This window comes from Flavobacterium amnicola, assembly GCF_004122165.1.
Lineage (GTDB): Bacteria > Bacteroidota > Bacteroidia > Flavobacteriales > Flavobacteriaceae > Flavobacterium > Flavobacterium amnicola.
This window is the reverse complement of sequence record NZ_SBKO01000005.1, coordinates 169,588-185,691: the sequence shown is the minus strand read 5'-3', so window position 1 is coordinate 185,691 and position 16,104 is coordinate 169,588. Positions and strand designations below refer to the sequence as shown.

General features: G+C 32.6%; 12 protein-coding genes and 1 pseudogene. 8 read left to right on the top strand and 5 right to left on the bottom strand.

What is annotated here, in order from left to right:
• From EQG63_RS11325 to EQG63_RS11315, 3 genes are all read left to right on the top strand, one after another.
• Positions 1-1,274 (top strand): gliding motility-associated C-terminal domain-containing protein (locus EQG63_RS11325; RefSeq protein WP_164974506.1); only part of this gene is annotated, 1,274 nt, incomplete at its 5' end.
• Between the two features lie 7 nt (positions 1,275-1,281).
• Positions 1,282-2,199: a PorP/SprF family type IX secretion system membrane protein gene (locus EQG63_RS11320; RefSeq protein ID WP_129436486.1), complete on the top strand. Its 918-nt coding sequence runs from the start codon at positions 1,282-1,284 to the stop codon at positions 2,197-2,199.
• Positions 2,200-2,216: 17 nt separating this feature from the next.
• Positions 2,217-4,142, top strand: coding sequence for an OmpA family protein (locus EQG63_RS11315; RefSeq protein WP_235827831.1), 1,926 nt, complete (start codon positions 2,217-2,219; stop codon positions 4,140-4,142).
• A gap of 57 nt (positions 4,143-4,199) precedes the next feature.
• Here the strand turns inward: EQG63_RS11315 and EQG63_RS11310 are convergent, their stop codons facing one another.
• Together EQG63_RS11310 and ettA are read right to left on the bottom strand one after the other, a co-directional pair.
• Positions 4,200-6,386: an ATP-binding response regulator gene (locus tag EQG63_RS11310; RefSeq protein WP_129436485.1), complete on the bottom strand. Its 2,187-nt coding sequence runs from the start codon at positions 6,384-6,386 to the stop codon at positions 4,200-4,202.
• Positions 6,387-6,510: 124 nt separating this feature from the next.
• A complete protein-coding gene (gene ettA, locus EQG63_RS11305) occupies positions 6,511-8,199 on the bottom strand; it encodes an energy-dependent translational throttle protein EttA (protein ID WP_129436484.1) in 1,689 nt (562 codons plus the stop codon).
• Between the two features lie 170 nt (positions 8,200-8,369).
• Here ettA and EQG63_RS11300 point away from each other — a divergent pair, with 170 nt between their 5' ends.
• Entirely contained in the window at positions 8,370-9,875 is a 1,506-nt protein-coding gene (locus tag EQG63_RS11300) for a carboxypeptidase-like regulatory domain-containing protein (RefSeq protein WP_129436483.1), read from the top strand.
• Between the two features lie 12 nt (positions 9,876-9,887).
• Here the strand turns inward: EQG63_RS11300 and EQG63_RS11295 are convergent, their stop codons facing one another.
• Positions 9,888-10,070: a CAL67264 family membrane protein gene (locus EQG63_RS11295; RefSeq protein WP_129436489.1), complete on the bottom strand. Its 183-nt coding sequence runs from the start codon at positions 10,068-10,070 to the stop codon at positions 9,888-9,890.
• A 74-nt stretch (positions 10,071-10,144) separates the two neighbouring features.
• Positions 10,145-11,149: a DNA polymerase III subunit delta gene (gene holA / locus EQG63_RS11290; RefSeq protein ID WP_129436482.1), complete on the bottom strand. Its 1,005-nt coding sequence runs from the start codon at positions 11,147-11,149 to the stop codon at positions 10,145-10,147.
• Positions 11,150-11,195: 46 nt separating this feature from the next.
• Between holA and EQG63_RS11285 the strand changes: the two genes are divergently transcribed.
• Complete coding sequence (locus EQG63_RS11285; RefSeq protein ID WP_129436481.1) at positions 11,196-11,648, top strand: type I restriction enzyme HsdR N-terminal domain-containing protein; 453 nt, start codon at positions 11,196-11,198, stop codon at positions 11,646-11,648.
• Between the two features lie 32 nt (positions 11,649-11,680).
• Positions 11,681-12,670: a glycosyltransferase family 2 protein gene (locus tag EQG63_RS11280; protein WP_129436480.1), complete on the top strand. Its 990-nt coding sequence runs from the start codon at positions 11,681-11,683 to the stop codon at positions 12,668-12,670.
• Here the strand turns inward: EQG63_RS11280 and EQG63_RS11275 are convergent.
• Positions 12,662-13,555 (bottom strand): annotated as a pseudogene (locus EQG63_RS11275) (YifB family Mg chelatase-like AAA ATPase); the annotation flags it as partial. The gene EQG63_RS11280 and the pseudogene EQG63_RS11275 sit on opposite strands and share 9 nt — an antisense overlap.
• A 37-nt stretch (positions 13,556-13,592) precedes the next feature.
• Between EQG63_RS11275 and EQG63_RS11270 the strand changes: the two are divergent.
• The gene (locus EQG63_RS11270; protein WP_129436479.1) at positions 13,593-15,392 is read left to right on the top strand and encodes a recombinase family protein; all 1,800 of its coding nucleotides are present in this window, start codon (positions 13,593-13,595) and stop codon (positions 15,390-15,392) included.
• Between the two features lie 231 nt (positions 15,393-15,623).
• Positions 15,624-16,073 (top strand): hypothetical protein, encoded by a 450-nt coding sequence (locus EQG63_RS11265; RefSeq protein ID WP_129436478.1) that lies wholly within the window; start codon positions 15,624-15,626, stop codon positions 16,071-16,073.
• The last annotated feature ends 31 nt before the right edge of the window (positions 16,074-16,104 follow it).

The window sequence follows — 16,104 nt, the reverse complement described above, 5'->3', positions numbered from 1 at the left end:
CAACATTCAACGGACAAGTTCCTAGTGATGTGACCGTTCAATGTGATGCCGTGCCTGCTCCAGTAGTCCTAACTGCTTCCGATACTTGTGATAACAATGTGGTAGTAGTGTACTCGGAATCCTTTGCCGGTCAAAACGATGCTTGTGCCAATACCTATACCATTACTCGCAACTGGTCGGTAACCGATTGTGCTGGAAACAATACCCAACACACTCAAATTGTCAATGTGATTGATACAACTGCGCCAACATTCAACGGACAACTTCCTAGTGATGTGACCGTACAATGTGATGCCGTGCCTGCTCCAGTAGTCCTAACTGCTTCCGATACTTGTGATAACAATCCATCTGTGTCCTATTCTGAAGAAAAAAGAAATGGTAATTGCCCTTCAAGCTATACATTGATAAGAGTTTGGGTTGCATCAGATTGTGCTGGAAATAGAACTTCACATACTCAAAACATAACAGTAATTGATACTTTACCGCCAGTACTTACAACGCCAATCAGTGAAACTATTAATGTTAGTTGTGATCAAATACCGGTAAAACCAGAACTTGTATTTACAGATAATTGTTCTTCAAATATTCAAGTGGTTTATACAGAAACTGTGGAAAATCAAAATGAATTTGGCTATGTAGTAATAAGAGTATGGACTGCTACTGATGAATGTGGAAACATTACTACCGTAACACAAACAATTAACGTTACTATTGAAGCTTTCTCTTATGTGTATGGAGCTATATGTAGCAATGAAGGTCCAAAAGATTTATTTTCTTTCCTTCCTGCTGGAACTGAAACAGGAGGTACTTGGCTAGATGTAAATAATTCTGGAGGATTAATTGGAAGCATGTTAGATCCTAGTGCAATTCCTTCTGGATTTTATGTATATAGATACACCATTACCGATGGTCCTTGTCCTCGAATTATTGAAGTTTACATGACAATTGAAAATTGTGGTGGGGTTGTTTTACCATGTAGTATTACTGATTTAAATATTTCTAAAGTAGTTACTCCTGGGCAAGATGGTCATAATGATTATTTTAACATTGGCGGACTTGATTCTTGTGGATTTATATATGACATAAAAATCTTTAACCGATGGGGAGCTTTAATTTATGAAAATCCAAATTATAAAAATGATTGGGACGGAGTTGCTAATCAAGCAATATCGACTAGTAATTTACCTGCAGGTACATACTATTATATATTAAACATTGTAAATAGCGGATTTGATATTTTCAACGGGTATTTTTATTTAGGAACCAAAAACTAACCATCATATGAAACGTATACTATTAACCTTAGTAATAGGCATAACAATGTGTAATGCCTACGCACAGCAAACACCACAGTTTACACAATATATGTACAATACTATATCTGTAAATCCTGGATATGCCGGAAGTCGAGAAGCTCTTACCATTGTTGGTCTGCATAGAAGTCAGTGGGTTGGCATGGATGGAGGACCAACTACGCAAACACTTTCTATTCACTCTCCATTAAGAAATGATAGAATTGGAGTTGGTTTTTCATTTATAAATGACAAATTAGGTGATGAAAATTTCAACTATTTATATGCTGATTTTTCGTATTCAATTAACCTTACAGAAAATACAAAAATGGCATTTGGAGTGAAAGGAGGATTTAGCTATTACAGTCTAGATGGAGCTCTTCTAAATAATCCAACTGTTTTTAATGATCCTTATTTTCAAGAAAAGTTGAATAGATGGACACCTAACCTTGGAGCGGGAATTTATGTTCACCAACCTAAATGGTATGTAGGCCTTTCTTCTCCTAAATTAATTGAAAACGATTATGCTAAAAACGGATTTTATAGAGCACTGGAACAATCACATTTTTATGGAATTGCAGGTTATGTCTTTGATATAACAAAAAGCGGAAGCGTAAAAATGAGACCTACTGGATTGGTAAAATTCACAAAAGGAGCACCTGTATCATATGACGCAACCTTATCGTTTTTATTCAACGAAAAATTATGGATTGGTGGTTCGTATCGAGTAGATGATTCTGCTGGAGCACTTGTAAGTTTTCAATTGACAAGACAATTAACAATCGGTTATGCCTATGATTACCCAATGTCCGATTTAAAACCTTACACCTCTGGATCGCACGAAATCATGATTATGTTTGATTTCAAATTTGATAAATCTAAATACAAATCTCCACGTTATTTCTAACCAAAAACGACTGAATTATGAAAAAAGTAATACATATCCTTATAGCTGTACTTCTTTTTGGGATGATCCCTTCAGCTTCAGCTCAATTTGGAAAACAGAAAAAAGCAGATGCGCTTTATAACAGTTTCTCGTTTGTAAAAGCCATCAATGTTTATAAAGAAATGGTGGACAATAACTATAATGTTGATTATGCAAAACGCCGATTAGCAGATAGTTATTCTATGCTGCGTGATCCACAAAATGCCTCCGCTTACTATGCTGAAGTAGTAAAACAACCTAAAGTTGATTCGGAATATTACTTAAAATATGCTTTGGCATTGAGAGGATTGAAAAAATACGAAGAATCGGAAATCTGGTTAAACAAATACAAAGAAACTGGAGTTGTTGACACACGTATTCAAAAGATTATGGAAGACAAAAATTTCATAACCAATATCTTCAATATCAAACAACAATTCTTTTCGAAAACAGTTCCCTTTAATTCTGAATTAAGTGATTTTGGAGCCGTAGAAAAAAACAATGTCATCACATTTGCTTCTAGTAGAGATAAAGGAGTTGGAATAAAAAGAACCTATTCTTGGAACCAACAACCTTTCCTTGATTTATTTACTCTTAAGAAAGATGGTGAAACACTATCTGAGGCTAAAAAAGTGGAAGGAGACATCAACACCAAATTTCATGAAGGTCAGATTTCTTTATCAAAAGATGGCAAAACAATGTACTTTACCCGAAACAATTATACAGATGGCAAAAAAGGTAAAGATGGTGAAGGAATCAATAATTTGAAACTATACAAAGCCACATTGAATGAAGATGATAAATGGGAAAAAGTGGTGGAACTCCCATTTAATAACAATAATTATTCGGTTGGACATCCTAGTTTGACTTCCGATGGAAAAACATTGTATTTCGCTTCCGATATGCCTGGAGGAAAAGGAAAATCTGACATTTACAAAGTAAGTGTTAATGGAGATTCTTATGGAACACCAGAAAATTTAGGCGATAAAATTAATACTGAAGGACAAGAAGTATTTCCTTTTGTGCACTCCGACGGAAATCTTTTCTTTTCTTCTGATGGATTACAAGGTTTAGGACAACTTGATATTTTTGCAACGGTTCTAGATGATGACGGAAACATTCAAGAAATAATCAACCTGGGGTCTCCTGTTAATTCACCAATGGATGACTTTTCGTTCTTCCTTAATGACACAGGCGAAACTGGTTTTATTTCTTCTAATCGTGAAGGTGGAGTTGGTGATGATGATATTTATGGTTTTGACAGAGTTCCTTTATTCGCTATAAAAGGGGTGGTGACTGACGCAATCAACAAACAACCAATTAAAGATGCAAAAATTATTATTAAAGATGCGAATGGAAATCAAATCGCCGATTTATTAACCGACGATAAAGGAAAGTATAATTACAGTGCCGATAGAGAAACTACTTATACCGTGGAAGCTTCACACCCTAAATACTTGCCTGAACCTTCCAAAATTGCCGATACTCGAAATTCTAAAGGAAAATCATTTGTTCAAGTTGATTTTGAATTGGATCCTGTTCAAGATGTAGATGTATTGGCCGATATCAATATTGAAAATATTTACTTTGATTTTGACAAACATACTATTAGAAAAGATGCCGAAGTAGAATTAGAAAAAATTTCCGATTTACTACTTAAAACCTATCCAGGAATGGAAATTGAAATTGGTTCTCATACCGATAGCCGTGGTAGTTTCAAATATAACGAAGCCCTAGGTATGCGAAGAGCTAACTCTACTTATAATTATCTAGTTTCAAGAGGAGTAGATCCAAAAAGAATCAAGAAACACGAAGGATTTGGAGAATATAATCTAGTTAATGATTGTAAAGATGGTGCTGATTGTTCTGAAGAAGCCCATCAATTAAACAGACGTTCTGTATTTACAATCCTTAAAATGAAATAGATTTTTAATTATTTTATTTGATTTGATAAGCCTTTTGGAATTTCTAGAAGGCTTATTTTATTTCACTAAACTCGTAATCAAATCGTATAAATCTTCTTTTTCAAAAGGCTTAATTAATACGCCACTCATTCCGGATTCTAGTGCTTGTCCTTCCACTTCTTGTTTATCAAATGCTGTAAGGGCTATGATCGGCGTTTCAACTCCCATTGACCTGATTAGTTTTGTGGTTTCAAACCCATTAATTTTAGGCATATTGATATCCATTAATATTAAATCAAAGGAATCATCCTTGATCCTTTCAACTGCTTTGTAACCATCTTCAACAACAATTGTTTTAAAATTAAAACTATTCAACAATTTTTTAGTAACCACTTGATTGATTTTGTTGTCTTCCACTAATAAAATTTTAATTTCTCTTTCTTTAAAATCAATTCTATTTTGTTGATTGTCTGTTACTTCTTCTAAAGAAGTTTCAAAAGTGATGACAAAACTTATGGTTGTCCCTACGCCTTCTTCACTCTCTAATTCAATTTCACCACCAAATAATTCTATCAGTTTTTTAACAATCGGAAGTCCAAGTCCAGTACCTTGATAATCATCTTCTCTTCTTTCAATTTGAACAAATTCCTGAAAGACTTTTTCATGATCTTCTTTAGAAATTCCAATTCCATTATCAATCACTTGAAATTTAATTTTACAGAAGTTTCCTTCTCTTTCTAACAAATTAACTTTGACAAAAATGTTTCCATTTTCGGTAAATTTCAAAGAATTATTAATCAAATTCATGAAGATTTGCGATAACCGAAGACTGTCGCCAATGATTATTTTGGGAACATTTTCATCAATTTCAAGTTTAATAGTATTACCGTTTTTAGTCGATAAGATTTGCAAACTATTTTTAATCGATTCTAATTTTTCTCGAATATTAAACTTTGTATTTTCTAGGATAATTTTCTTTTCGGAGATTTTATAAATCTGAAGCACATCATTCACTAATGACAATAAATATTTTGCCGAAAATTTAAGTGAATTAAGATGTTCACTATCTTTTAATTCAGGATGTTCATTTGCAATAATGTCAGTAATACCCACTACTCCGTATAAGGGAGTTCTTAATTCGTGTGTAATTGTGGAGACAAACTGCGATTTCAATTGCGTAGATTCTTCGGCAATTTCTTTGGCTTTATTCAATTGAATATTAACCTCCTGTAGTTCTTCAAAATTCCTTTTTTTAAGTTTATTATTTTTGAATAAAATATAAGTCAGATAGGACAAAATACTAAAGATGATAGCGAACAGCAGGAAGATAATTTTTGTCTTTTGAAGACTATTTTCTTTTTGAAGTTTTTCTTTTTCAATAAAATCGATTTGTCTTTTATACTCCCCTATTTCTAATTTATTTTCATAGGTTCTAACTTTTTCTGAACGCTCATCATTATAAATTTTATCTTTAATTGTGTTATGATGATCTAGACATTCGTAGGCTTCTTTGTATTTTTTAATCTTCAGATAATGTAGCGAAAAATCATGGTAAGCCTCTGCCAAATAGGAATCATCTAGATTTGTATTGTCATTTTCTCCAAAAGAAATTGCTTTTTTATAATGGGCTTCGGCTTTATCATTTTGTCCAACAAAACTATAATAGGAACCTTTGAGCGAATTAAACGTAATGCTTGCTTCTACTTCATCAATAAAAGGCATTTGCTTTTCGGCTTTATTTAAAAAAGGTAAACCTTTATCATACATCACTTCATCAAAATAGGCACCAGCAATGTTTAAGGCATTATATGCAATTTGTTTTTTATTTTTTGTTTTTTCGGTATATACCAAGCCTTTTTTATAAAACTCTATTCCTTTTTCAGTATTGTTTTCATAATAGGCATAAACGGCTCCTAAATTATTGTAAATCCAATCTTTAATGGTGTCGTTATCGGTTTTATTAGCAAAGAATAAAGCTTTATTATAATAGCTTTTCGCTTTTTGAGTGTCGGCAAATTCTAGAAAATTAGAACCTATTACATTATATGCCTTAGCAATAAGCACATTGTCATTAAATTTGTAAGCTCCAATTAGAGCTTCTTCTGCTAAATGTAATGATTTCTCGCAATCCAAATTGGACAATTCTTCTCTTGCATTTGAAATTTTTTGTTGAATTTCTTTTTTTGAGATTGGCTTTTCTTGAGCAAACGAGAAGTTAGAAAGTAACAATGACAATAAGAAATATGGAAGTAAATATTTATTCATATGTTGTCATTCAATTTTTCTCCTGTTTAACCACTACTAAAGTAAATAAAAAAGATTAAACGTATTCAATAATTACCGTTTTATACATAAAAAAATCCCTGCCAAGTAGCAGGGAATCAAAATTTTATCTAATTAATTTTTTATATTTAATTCTTGTTGGTGCAACATCACCCAAACGTTTTTTACGGTTTTCTTCATAATCGGAGAAACCACCTTCAAAGAAATATACTTGCGAATCCCCTTCAAAAGCTAAAATATGCGTACAAATTCTATCTAAGAACCATCTGTCGTGAGAAATAACAACCGCACAACCTGCAAAATTTTCAAGACCTTCTTCTAATGCTCGAAGCGTATTGATATCCAAGTCATTCGTTGGTTCATCTAATAAAAGTACGTTTCCTTCTTCTTTTAAAGTCATCGCCAAGTGCAAACGGTTACGTTCACCACCAGAAAGCGTATTAACCTTTTTATTTTGTTCGCTTCCGCCGAAATTAAAACGAGATAAATACGCTCTTGAATTTACCTGACGGCCACCCATCATAATTAATTCTTGTCCGTCACAGAAATTTTCCCAAATCGATTTTTCAGGATTAATATTGGAATGCGCTTGATCTACATAAGCTATTTTAACGGTATCTCCAGTTGTAAATTCTCCACTGTCTGGTTGTAGTTCATCCATTATCATTTTGAAAATGGTAGTTTTACCAGCACCATTCGGACCAATAATTCCCACAATTCCAGCCTGTGGTAATGTGAAATTTAAATCATCATATAATAATTTATCTCCAAAAGCTTTGGCAACATGATTGGCATTGATAACATTTGTTCCCAAGCGAGGACCATTAGGAATATAGATTTCTAATTTTTCGTCTAATTCTTTTTGATCTTCGTTTAATAACTTATCATAGTTTTGCAAACGTGCTTTTTGTTTGGTTTGACGTCCTTTAGCTCCTTGACGAACCCATTCCAACTCACGTTCTAAGGTTTTTCTTCTTTTAGAAGCTACTTTTTCTTCCAATGCCATACGGTTTGATTTTTGATCCAACCAAGAAGAATAATTTCCTTTCCATGGAATACCTTCTCCTCTATCCAATTCTAAAATCCAACCTGCAACATTATCCAAGAAGTATCTATCGTGCGTTACAGCAATTACAGTTCCAGCATATTGTGCCAAATGTTGCTCTAACCAAAGTACTGATTCTGCATCCAAGTGATTCGTAGGTTCATCTAATAATAATACATCTGGTTGTTGTAATAACAAACGACATAAAGCCACACGACGTTTTTCTCCACCTGAAAGCACTTTAATTGGAGTATCGGCATCAGGACAACGAAGAGCGTCCATCGCAATTTCTAATTTAGTATCAATTTCCCAAGCACCAGCAGCATCAATTTTATCTTGTAAAGCCGCCTGACGGTCCATTAATTTGTCCATTTTATCGGCATCTTCATAGACTTCCGGTAAACCAAACATGTCGTTTATTTGATTGAATTCATCCAAAATAGCCATAGTCTCAGCTACCCCTTCACGAACCACTTCAATAACTGTTTTATTTTCATCCAATTGAGGCTCCTGCTCTAAATATCCAACGGTATAGCCAGGTGCAAAAACAACATCTCCTTGGTAGTTTTTATCGACTCCAGCAATAATTTTTAATAATGACGATTTACCCGAACCATTTAAACCTAGAATACCAATTTTGGCACCATAGAAGAAACTCAAATAAATATTCTTTAAAACTTGTTTATCACTTCCTTGATAGGATTTACTCAATTTTTGCATTGAGAAAATTACTTTCTTATCGTCTGACATATCTTATAAATTTCTGCAAATATAAAGATTAAATAGGTTTTTAATATTGCAAATAATTATTATTTCTATGCATAATTTCCAAAGAAATTTTAAATTTATAGAATTGTTAAATAAACACAAATCGTTATTCTTTTGTGCGTTTTTATTTACATTTATGAAAATTTTTAAAAATGGCCAAATTCAAATTCTTTCTAGCGTTACTTATTTGCGGTTTAAATGCTTCTGCACAAGGACTTTCCATAAAAATTATTGATTCAAAAGATCAATTACCTCTTCCCTACGCAAGTATAAAACTAAGTAATGAGATTGATTTAATTTCGAACGAAGAAGGGCTGTTTAATTTACCGGAAGAACAAAACATAGATGAAAACATACTAATAATAAGGTATTTAGGATATCAGTCGCAAAAAATTTCAATTAAAGAAGTCAAGCAACAAAATTTGGTCATAAAACTCGCGGAAGCCATTTTCAACCTAAACGAAGTTAGTGTTAACAACATCAAACCCAATCCTGACGAATTGATGATGGAAGTAAAAAAACGTTTAAAAACAAATTATACTGCTATTGATAATCCAACAAAAAGTCAATTTTTTCTAAGAGATGCCGGTGTATTTAAGCCTTCCCAAATGCTTATTGATATAAACGAATCGACGGGATTTACCAAAAAGCAATTAAAAGAAGTTGACAAAGACGTTTCTACGTTATGTAACAAATTAAAATCGAATTTTCCTAAAGTGTATGAAGATATACTATTCGATTACTATTCTGGCAAAAACGCAACGAAACAAACTTCAAAAATTAATGTAAATAAGGCTACTATTATAACCGGTGAAGGTTCTACAGGTTCCATTGACGAATTACAACAAAAGGGGCTATCTCTATTATTTAAGCACTTAGACTCCACTAAATACTACAGAGTTAAAAGTGGTTTATTTGGTTCTAAAGACACCATTTCTCTTAAAAAAACAAAAAAAAAAGAAAAAGATAAAGATTCTAACTTGACAAGAACAAGAAACAAATTGACTAAGTTTCTCGCGAGCCAACGGTTTACCGAAAAATCAAAATTTAATTTTATTTATGACCCAGAAGCCTACTATTATAAATATGCAGGAAAAATATACAATGATGAAAATGATGACGTAATTCATATTTTGAAGTTTTCTCCAAGGAAAAGTAGGGCTAAATACAATGGGAAATTGTACATTTCTGAAACCGATTATGCGGTTGTAAAATGCAACTACGCATTGGCAGAAGGAGAAACTGGTAAGAGTTTAAATTTAAAACTTCTATTAGGAATCAAATTCAAAGAAAATATCGATAATGGGACATTGTTATTCAAAAAATCAACCAAAGATAACACCTATGATCTTCAATATGCATTGGAAGAAAATGGCACTTATTTTTACTTAAACAGACCAATCAAGTTTATTGAAATAATCAAGAAAAGTAAAGTTGAAAAAGATGTTTTGGCCTTTGATTTAAAAATGGAAGGAAACACGCTTAGTAAAACAGAACTATTAAGCATCTCTAAATCAGAAATTTCACAAAATACTCTTGAAAATTTCAAAGAAAAAGAATTTAATTATATAAAGCTGAAACAGTACGACCCAAAAATTTGGAGCAATCAAATTTCGATTGAACCATTGGAAACAATGAAAAAATACAAAGCGGATTAGAAAGGAGGAAGTTTAAACTCTTCCTTTCAAGGCATTAAATACCCAAGCATTTAGTAAAAAGCCAAAACCAACTGTGGCGAAGCCCCAACCTGCTACATCAGCATATCGGTAAGCGCCAAGCCCTATTAATACTAATCCCATGATTACCATTAAAAATGTGGCCCAACCTAAAACAGTATTTTTATTCATTCCTATACTCATAATCAATTTCGTTTTTATAAAATTTGGAGGACAAATATCGTGATTTCTAACCAGCTAAGAAAATGGAATCAATTAAAAATTTTGACTAACATTTCTTTCAGTAAATCGGAAACTGGCAAGTTAGACGCGCCCACTCCTTTGCTCTTTACATCTATATCGCGCATGGTTGCTACGATACTACTCACTTTTTTCATTGGATAATTGCGAGCAGCCAATTCATAATCCTTAACAAAATACGGATTTATTCGTAATGCAGTTGCAACATTTTTTGGATTTTTATCTTTTAATCCATGATATTGAAGCAACTGAGAAAAAAAACTAAATACCAACCCAACCGTCAATACAATTGGATTATCCTTCGGATTTTGTGCAAAATAATCGGCTATTTGATAGGCTTTCAACTGATTACGTTCTCCAATAGCTTTTCTAAATTCAAACGGATTGAAATCTTTACTAAATCCGATATTTTCTTCAATAACTGCCGGCGTGATGGTTTCGCCAGGTTTTAAAATAATTGCCAACTTATCAATTTCATTAGCAATCCGACTTAAATCTGTCCCCAAAAAATCGACAAACATGGCTGCTGCTTTGGGTTCAATATTGAGTTTCTTTCCTGCCAAAACACGTTTTAACCAATCGCCAACCTGATTTTCATATAATTTTTTGCTTTCAAAAACAACTCCTTGTTTTTCAAGAATCTTGGTTACTTTTTTTCGTTTATCTAGTGTTTTATATTTGTAACAAATCACTAAAACTGTGGTATCTTGAGGATTTTCAGCATAAGATTCTAATTTATCAATTGTTCTTGATAAATCCTGAGCTTCTTTCACAATGACCACTTGTCGATCGGCCATCATAGGATATCGTTTGGCATTGCCTACCACATCTTCAATAGTCACATCGCGGCCGTATAAAACCGTTTGATTAAAATCGCGTTCGTGTTCTTGCAATATATTTTGCTCGATATATTCCGATAACTTATCAATGTAATAAGTCTCCTCACCCATCAAAAAGTAGATTGGTTTTATATTTCCAGCTTGAATGTCTTTTATGATTCTTAAAACTTCGTCCAAAATTCGTTGATTTGGTTATTTGGTAATTTGATGATAGCTTTGCCTTATGCAACAACTTAATTTTCCATCGTATTCCTTTCGGTTCAAAAATAGCGAAAATAAAGTATCTATTTTTGATGAAATCAGGAAAAAATTCGTGATTCTCACACCTGAAGAATGGGTACGCCAAAACGTAGTTCGCTTTTTAATGGAAGAAAAAAAATATTCCAAATCGTATATTAATGTTGAAAAGTTAATCAAAATTAATGGTTTAAGTAAACGATATGATATTGTGGTTTTTCAACCTGATGGAAAGTTATTTTTATTAATCGAATGCAAAGCACCAGAAGTACCCATTTCTCAGAATACTTTTGATCAAATTGCTCGTTACAATATGGTTTTAGATGCCAAGTATTTAATGGTTACCAACGGACTAAATCACTATTTTTGCCAAATGGATTTCGAAAATGAGAAATATAATTTCTTAAAAGAGCTTCCGGAATATTATACGAACGATTAGAATCAGATTGCTTCGCAAACGCGCAAAGACCTATGAAAAAAATAGCGGTAGTCATACTTAACTGGAACGGAGTAAAATTGCTGGAACAATTTTTACCTTCGGTGATGAAATTTTCACCAGAGGCTACTATTTATGTGGCTGACAATGCCTCCAGTGATGCATCTGTGGCGTTTGTAAAAACAAATTATCCTTCGATTAAAATCATTGAAAATAAAGGGAATTATGGCTTTGCAAAAGGCTATAATGAAGCTTTAGTAGCAGTAGAAGAAGAAATTTACGCTTTGGTGAATTCCGACATTGAAGTGACTGAAAATTGGTTACAACCCATACTTTCTTTATTCGAAAACGAACCTAAAACGGCAATTGTTCAACCCAAAATTTTAGATTTTAAAAACAAATCTAAGTTTGAATATGCCGGTGCTGGTGGCGGATTTATCGATAAATATGGATTTCCATATTGCCGTGGACGTATTTTTGAAACGTTGGAAGCAGATGAAAATCAATATAACGATACCGTTGAAATTTTTTGGGCCACTGGAGCTTGTTTGTTTATTCGCAAAGAAACTTTTAGAGAATTAAACGGTTTTGATGCTGATTTTTTTGCCCATCAAGAAGAAATCGATTTGTGTTGGCGAGCTTTCAACAAAGGTTATACAGCAAAATATTGTGGTCAATCGAGTGTCTATCATGTAGGTGGAGCCACACTCAAAACAGGTAGTCCAATGAAAACCTTTTTGAATTTTAGAAATTCGTTATGGATGCTGCTTAAAAATCTTCCAACAAATCAGTTGCTTCCTGTTTTAGTAATCCGAATGGTTTTAGATGGCATTGCTGGCATCAAATTTTTATTGGAAGGCAAACCAAAACATTTTTGGGCCATTTTAAAATCGCATTTTTACTTTTATACCAACTTTCTGAAATTCTACAGAAAAAGAAATACGGTTCAAAAAGCGAACTATTTTGCAATACAATCGGTTGTTTATGATTATTTCATCAAGAAAAACACAAAATTCTTATCCTAACCAGCCTTCTCTATCGAGACTTCTATACTGAATCGCCTCGGCAATATGAGTAGAGCAAATCTGATCCGAAGCTTCTAAATCGGCAATAGTTCTCGATACTTTTAGAATTCTGTCATAAGCACGAGCAGAAAGATTTAATCGCTCCATTGCGGTTTTCAATAATTGTAAAGACGTTTCATCTAGTTTGCAATACTCTCGAATTTGTTTGGTCGTCATTTGTGCATTGTAATGAATACTGTCAAATTTTTCAAATCGCATTGACTGAATTTCTCTAGCTGCCGTTACTCTTTTTCTAATTGCTACACTACTTTCTCCATTTCTGGTTTCCGATAATTTTTCAAAAGGGACAGGAGTCACTTCGATATGTATATCTATCCTGTCTAATAACGGACCCGAGATTTTACTCAAATAGCGTTGCATCTCATTGGGAGAAGAACTACTAGAAGAATTTTGATCGTTAAAATAGCCACTCGGACTCGGATTCATACTCGCCACCAACATAAAGGAAGATGGGTAAGTAATCGTGAATTTTGCTCTAGCAATCGTCACTTCTCTATCTTCTAAGGGTTGACGCATGACTTCCAACACTTCTCTCTTAAATTCGGGCAATTCATCTAAAAACAAAACGCCATTATGTGCTAATGAAATTTCGCCTGGTTGCGGATAACTACCTCCTCCCACTAACGAAACTGCTGATGCCGAATGATGTGGTGCACGAAAGGGACGTTGGTTCATGAGTCCAGAATCTTTTACTTTACCAGCCACACTGTGAATTTTGGTCGTTTCCAACGCTTCTTTAAGTGTCATCGGTGGTAAAATACTGGGCATTCGTTTGGCTAACATCGTTTTTCCCGCTCCCGGTGGCCCTACTAAAATGATATTATAGCGCACAAATACCACCGTTTCTTTTTATCTTTGTTAAATGGAAATGCAACACGCTATATTACTGGTTAGGGTATCAACACTTGAACAAGATTATCAAGCTCAAATCTACGATTTAAAACAATACGGTAAATCGTTGGGATATACTGAATTTCACGTCATTGAAACAAAAGAAACGGCATTTGCTGACCTATCACAAAAAGTTGGAACAAATGAAATGTTTAAATTCATTGATGCCAATCCAGAGTACAATACAATTCTAACAACTGAAATATCAAGAATTGCAAGAAGACAAAGTATTCTACATACCATAAAAGAACATTGTATAAATAAGCGAATTCAAATCTTCATTAAAGATATAGATTTTAAACTTCTTGATGAATATGGAAAAATAACAAATAATGCTGAAATGGCTTTTACATTATTTGGGATGTTTGCCGAAAGCGAAGTTAAACAAAAGTTAGAACGTTTCGTACGTAAACGAAAAGAATTGATGCAAATGGGTGTATCAATTTCTGGTAAACTTTTATTTGGTTATGATAGATTAAAACTTGAAAATAATAAAAATACACTTATTGTAAATGATGAACAAGCTGCAATTGTCAGAACCATATACAACTGGTATTTAAACGGCTTAAATAACAAAAAGAATCCATCAATAAAAGCTATTAGTATTGAATGCGTTAAGCAAGGTTTTCACCCATATACACATAGTAAACGTAACGTAAACAAGCTGCTAAAAGAACAAGGTTATACTGGCAGCAAAACAACCAACAACAAACGAAAAAATCCAAAGTTTGGAATTGTTTCAAATGAATCTGAATATCTAACTTCAGCCAACAAGATAAAATATCCAGTTATAATTGAAAGTGAATTATTTAATAAAGTTCAAGAAAAACTTAAATCAAATATAACGCAAGGTGACAAAGAAACTAAACACATTACCATATTAAGCAAACTATTAAATTGCCCTTCTTGTGGTCGAAAAATGCAGGGTAATTATAGACTTTCAACAACTGGGAATAAAAATAGTTATAGATGTACAAGCCGTGGTGATACAGTAACTTGTGCTAGTGTTGGTAAATCTATATCAATGAATTTAATTGATAGTGCTATTTGGTCATTGATTAAAGCTGATTTACCAGCGTTATCAAAAAAGATAAATGAAATCAATCCAGATGAATATTTACTTGAATTAGATAACCATTTGATAAATCTTATCAATAGAGAAACTGAAATTCAAACATCAATTAGTGAAAATGTAGCTATACTTAATTCAGTTGGTAGGTTATCCAGTCAAAGCATTATTCCACTGATTGAAAAAACTGGTAAAACAATTGAAAAACTTGAATCAGAATTAAATAAAATACAACAAGAAAAATCATTGATTGAATCAAAGAAATTATTAATTTATGATAAACAAGATAATGTTGAATCAGTTATAAATGATAACCTTTCAGCAATTGAATCATCAAAAGAGTTACTGAAAAATTATATCAATTCAATTGTGCAAGAAATTAATATATTTCAACACAACATACAATACACCGTGCTGCAAGTGGTAATAAAAGATTTCAGCATCAGAAAAGAGTATACTGATTACTTTTCTGATACTATGCCTATCAAATTTGAACTTGCCTATATCATACTGGATAAACGAGTTACAAGAAATATCAAAGGTTATTATTTTAAAGCACAAACACCAAGTTCAGATTATGCAATGTATTATGAACTGGTAACAACACAAATGATACCGATGGTGCTAAGAGAAATCGATTCAAATGATAATGATAACAGAATCAGTGAATCATTAAATTATGCCAAAATAGCAATTGATTGATATTTAAAAATAGTGTTAAAGTTATGTTAAAATATACTCTTTAACCTCAACATCAAAATTCTGAGATGTCCTTATTTTCAATTGGTTAGTTATCGAATTATTTAATTCAAACAAGCTAACCATATTGTTTAATTTGGTAAGGCATTTATTAATTTTTTTTCCTATAATATTGTGTCAAAATCAACATCAAAATATTAATTTAAAAATAAAATATAATCTAAATTTGAAACAATGAAGAAGTATTACCATTACACAACAGAATTTAAACTTGAAGAAATAATTGAAAGTGAAAAAATAAAACTTGCTGTTGCAAGTGTTGGTGGTAAAAATGAAAAAGCTTGTGCTTGGGTTTCATCAAACCCACAATGGGAAAATACTGCTACTAAGTATGAATCAGATGAATTGGGTAATTATCATAAATTAACTTTCGATGAACAACTTGAAAAATATGGTTGTGCTAGAATTCAAGTTGAACCAATTGGTTTAATTCCTTGGAATAAAATTAAACACTTAGCAAAAATGGATTTAACCTATGCTGAATCAATGGTGAAAGCTGGTATTGAAATGGGTGGGAAACAATCTGAATGGTTTGGCTCATTATATCCAATTGGAATTGAAAGATGGATTAAAGCTGAAGTGTATAAAAATGGTGAATGGATTGAATACGATGTATTTGAATAATTAATAAAGGGTAACATTACGTTACCCTTTT

What these genes read in the sequence shown, in the direction of transcription:
- EQG63_RS11280 (WP_129436480.1), top strand. Translation starts at nt 11,681, where the DNA reads ATGAAAAAAATAGCGGTAGTCATACTTAACTGGAACGGAGTAAAATTG.
- EQG63_RS11285 (WP_129436481.1), top strand. Translation starts at nt 11,196, where the DNA reads ATGCAACAACTTAATTTTCCATCGTATTCCTTTCGGTTCAAAAATAGC.
- EQG63_RS11265 (WP_129436478.1), top strand. Translation starts at nt 15,624, where the DNA reads ATGAAGAAGTATTACCATTACACAACAGAATTTAAACTTGAAGAAATA.
- EQG63_RS11300 (WP_129436483.1), top strand. Translation starts at nt 8,370, where the DNA reads ATGGCCAAATTCAAATTCTTTCTAGCGTTACTTATTTGCGGTTTAAAT.
- EQG63_RS11270 (WP_129436479.1), top strand. Translation starts at nt 13,593, where the DNA reads ATGGAAATGCAACACGCTATATTACTGGTTAGGGTATCAACACTTGAA.
- EQG63_RS11315 (WP_235827831.1), top strand. Translation starts at nt 2,217, where the DNA reads ATGAAAAAAGTAATACATATCCTTATAGCTGTACTTCTTTTTGGGATG.
- EQG63_RS11310 (WP_129436485.1), bottom strand. Translation starts at nt 6,386, where the DNA reads ATGAATAAATATTTACTTCCATATTTCTTATTGTCATTGTTACTTTCT.
- ettA (WP_129436484.1), bottom strand. Translation starts at nt 8,199, where the DNA reads ATGTCAGACGATAAGAAAGTAATTTTCTCAATGCAAAAATTGAGTAAA.
- EQG63_RS11320 (WP_129436486.1), top strand. Translation starts at nt 1,282, where the DNA reads ATGAAACGTATACTATTAACCTTAGTAATAGGCATAACAATGTGTAAT.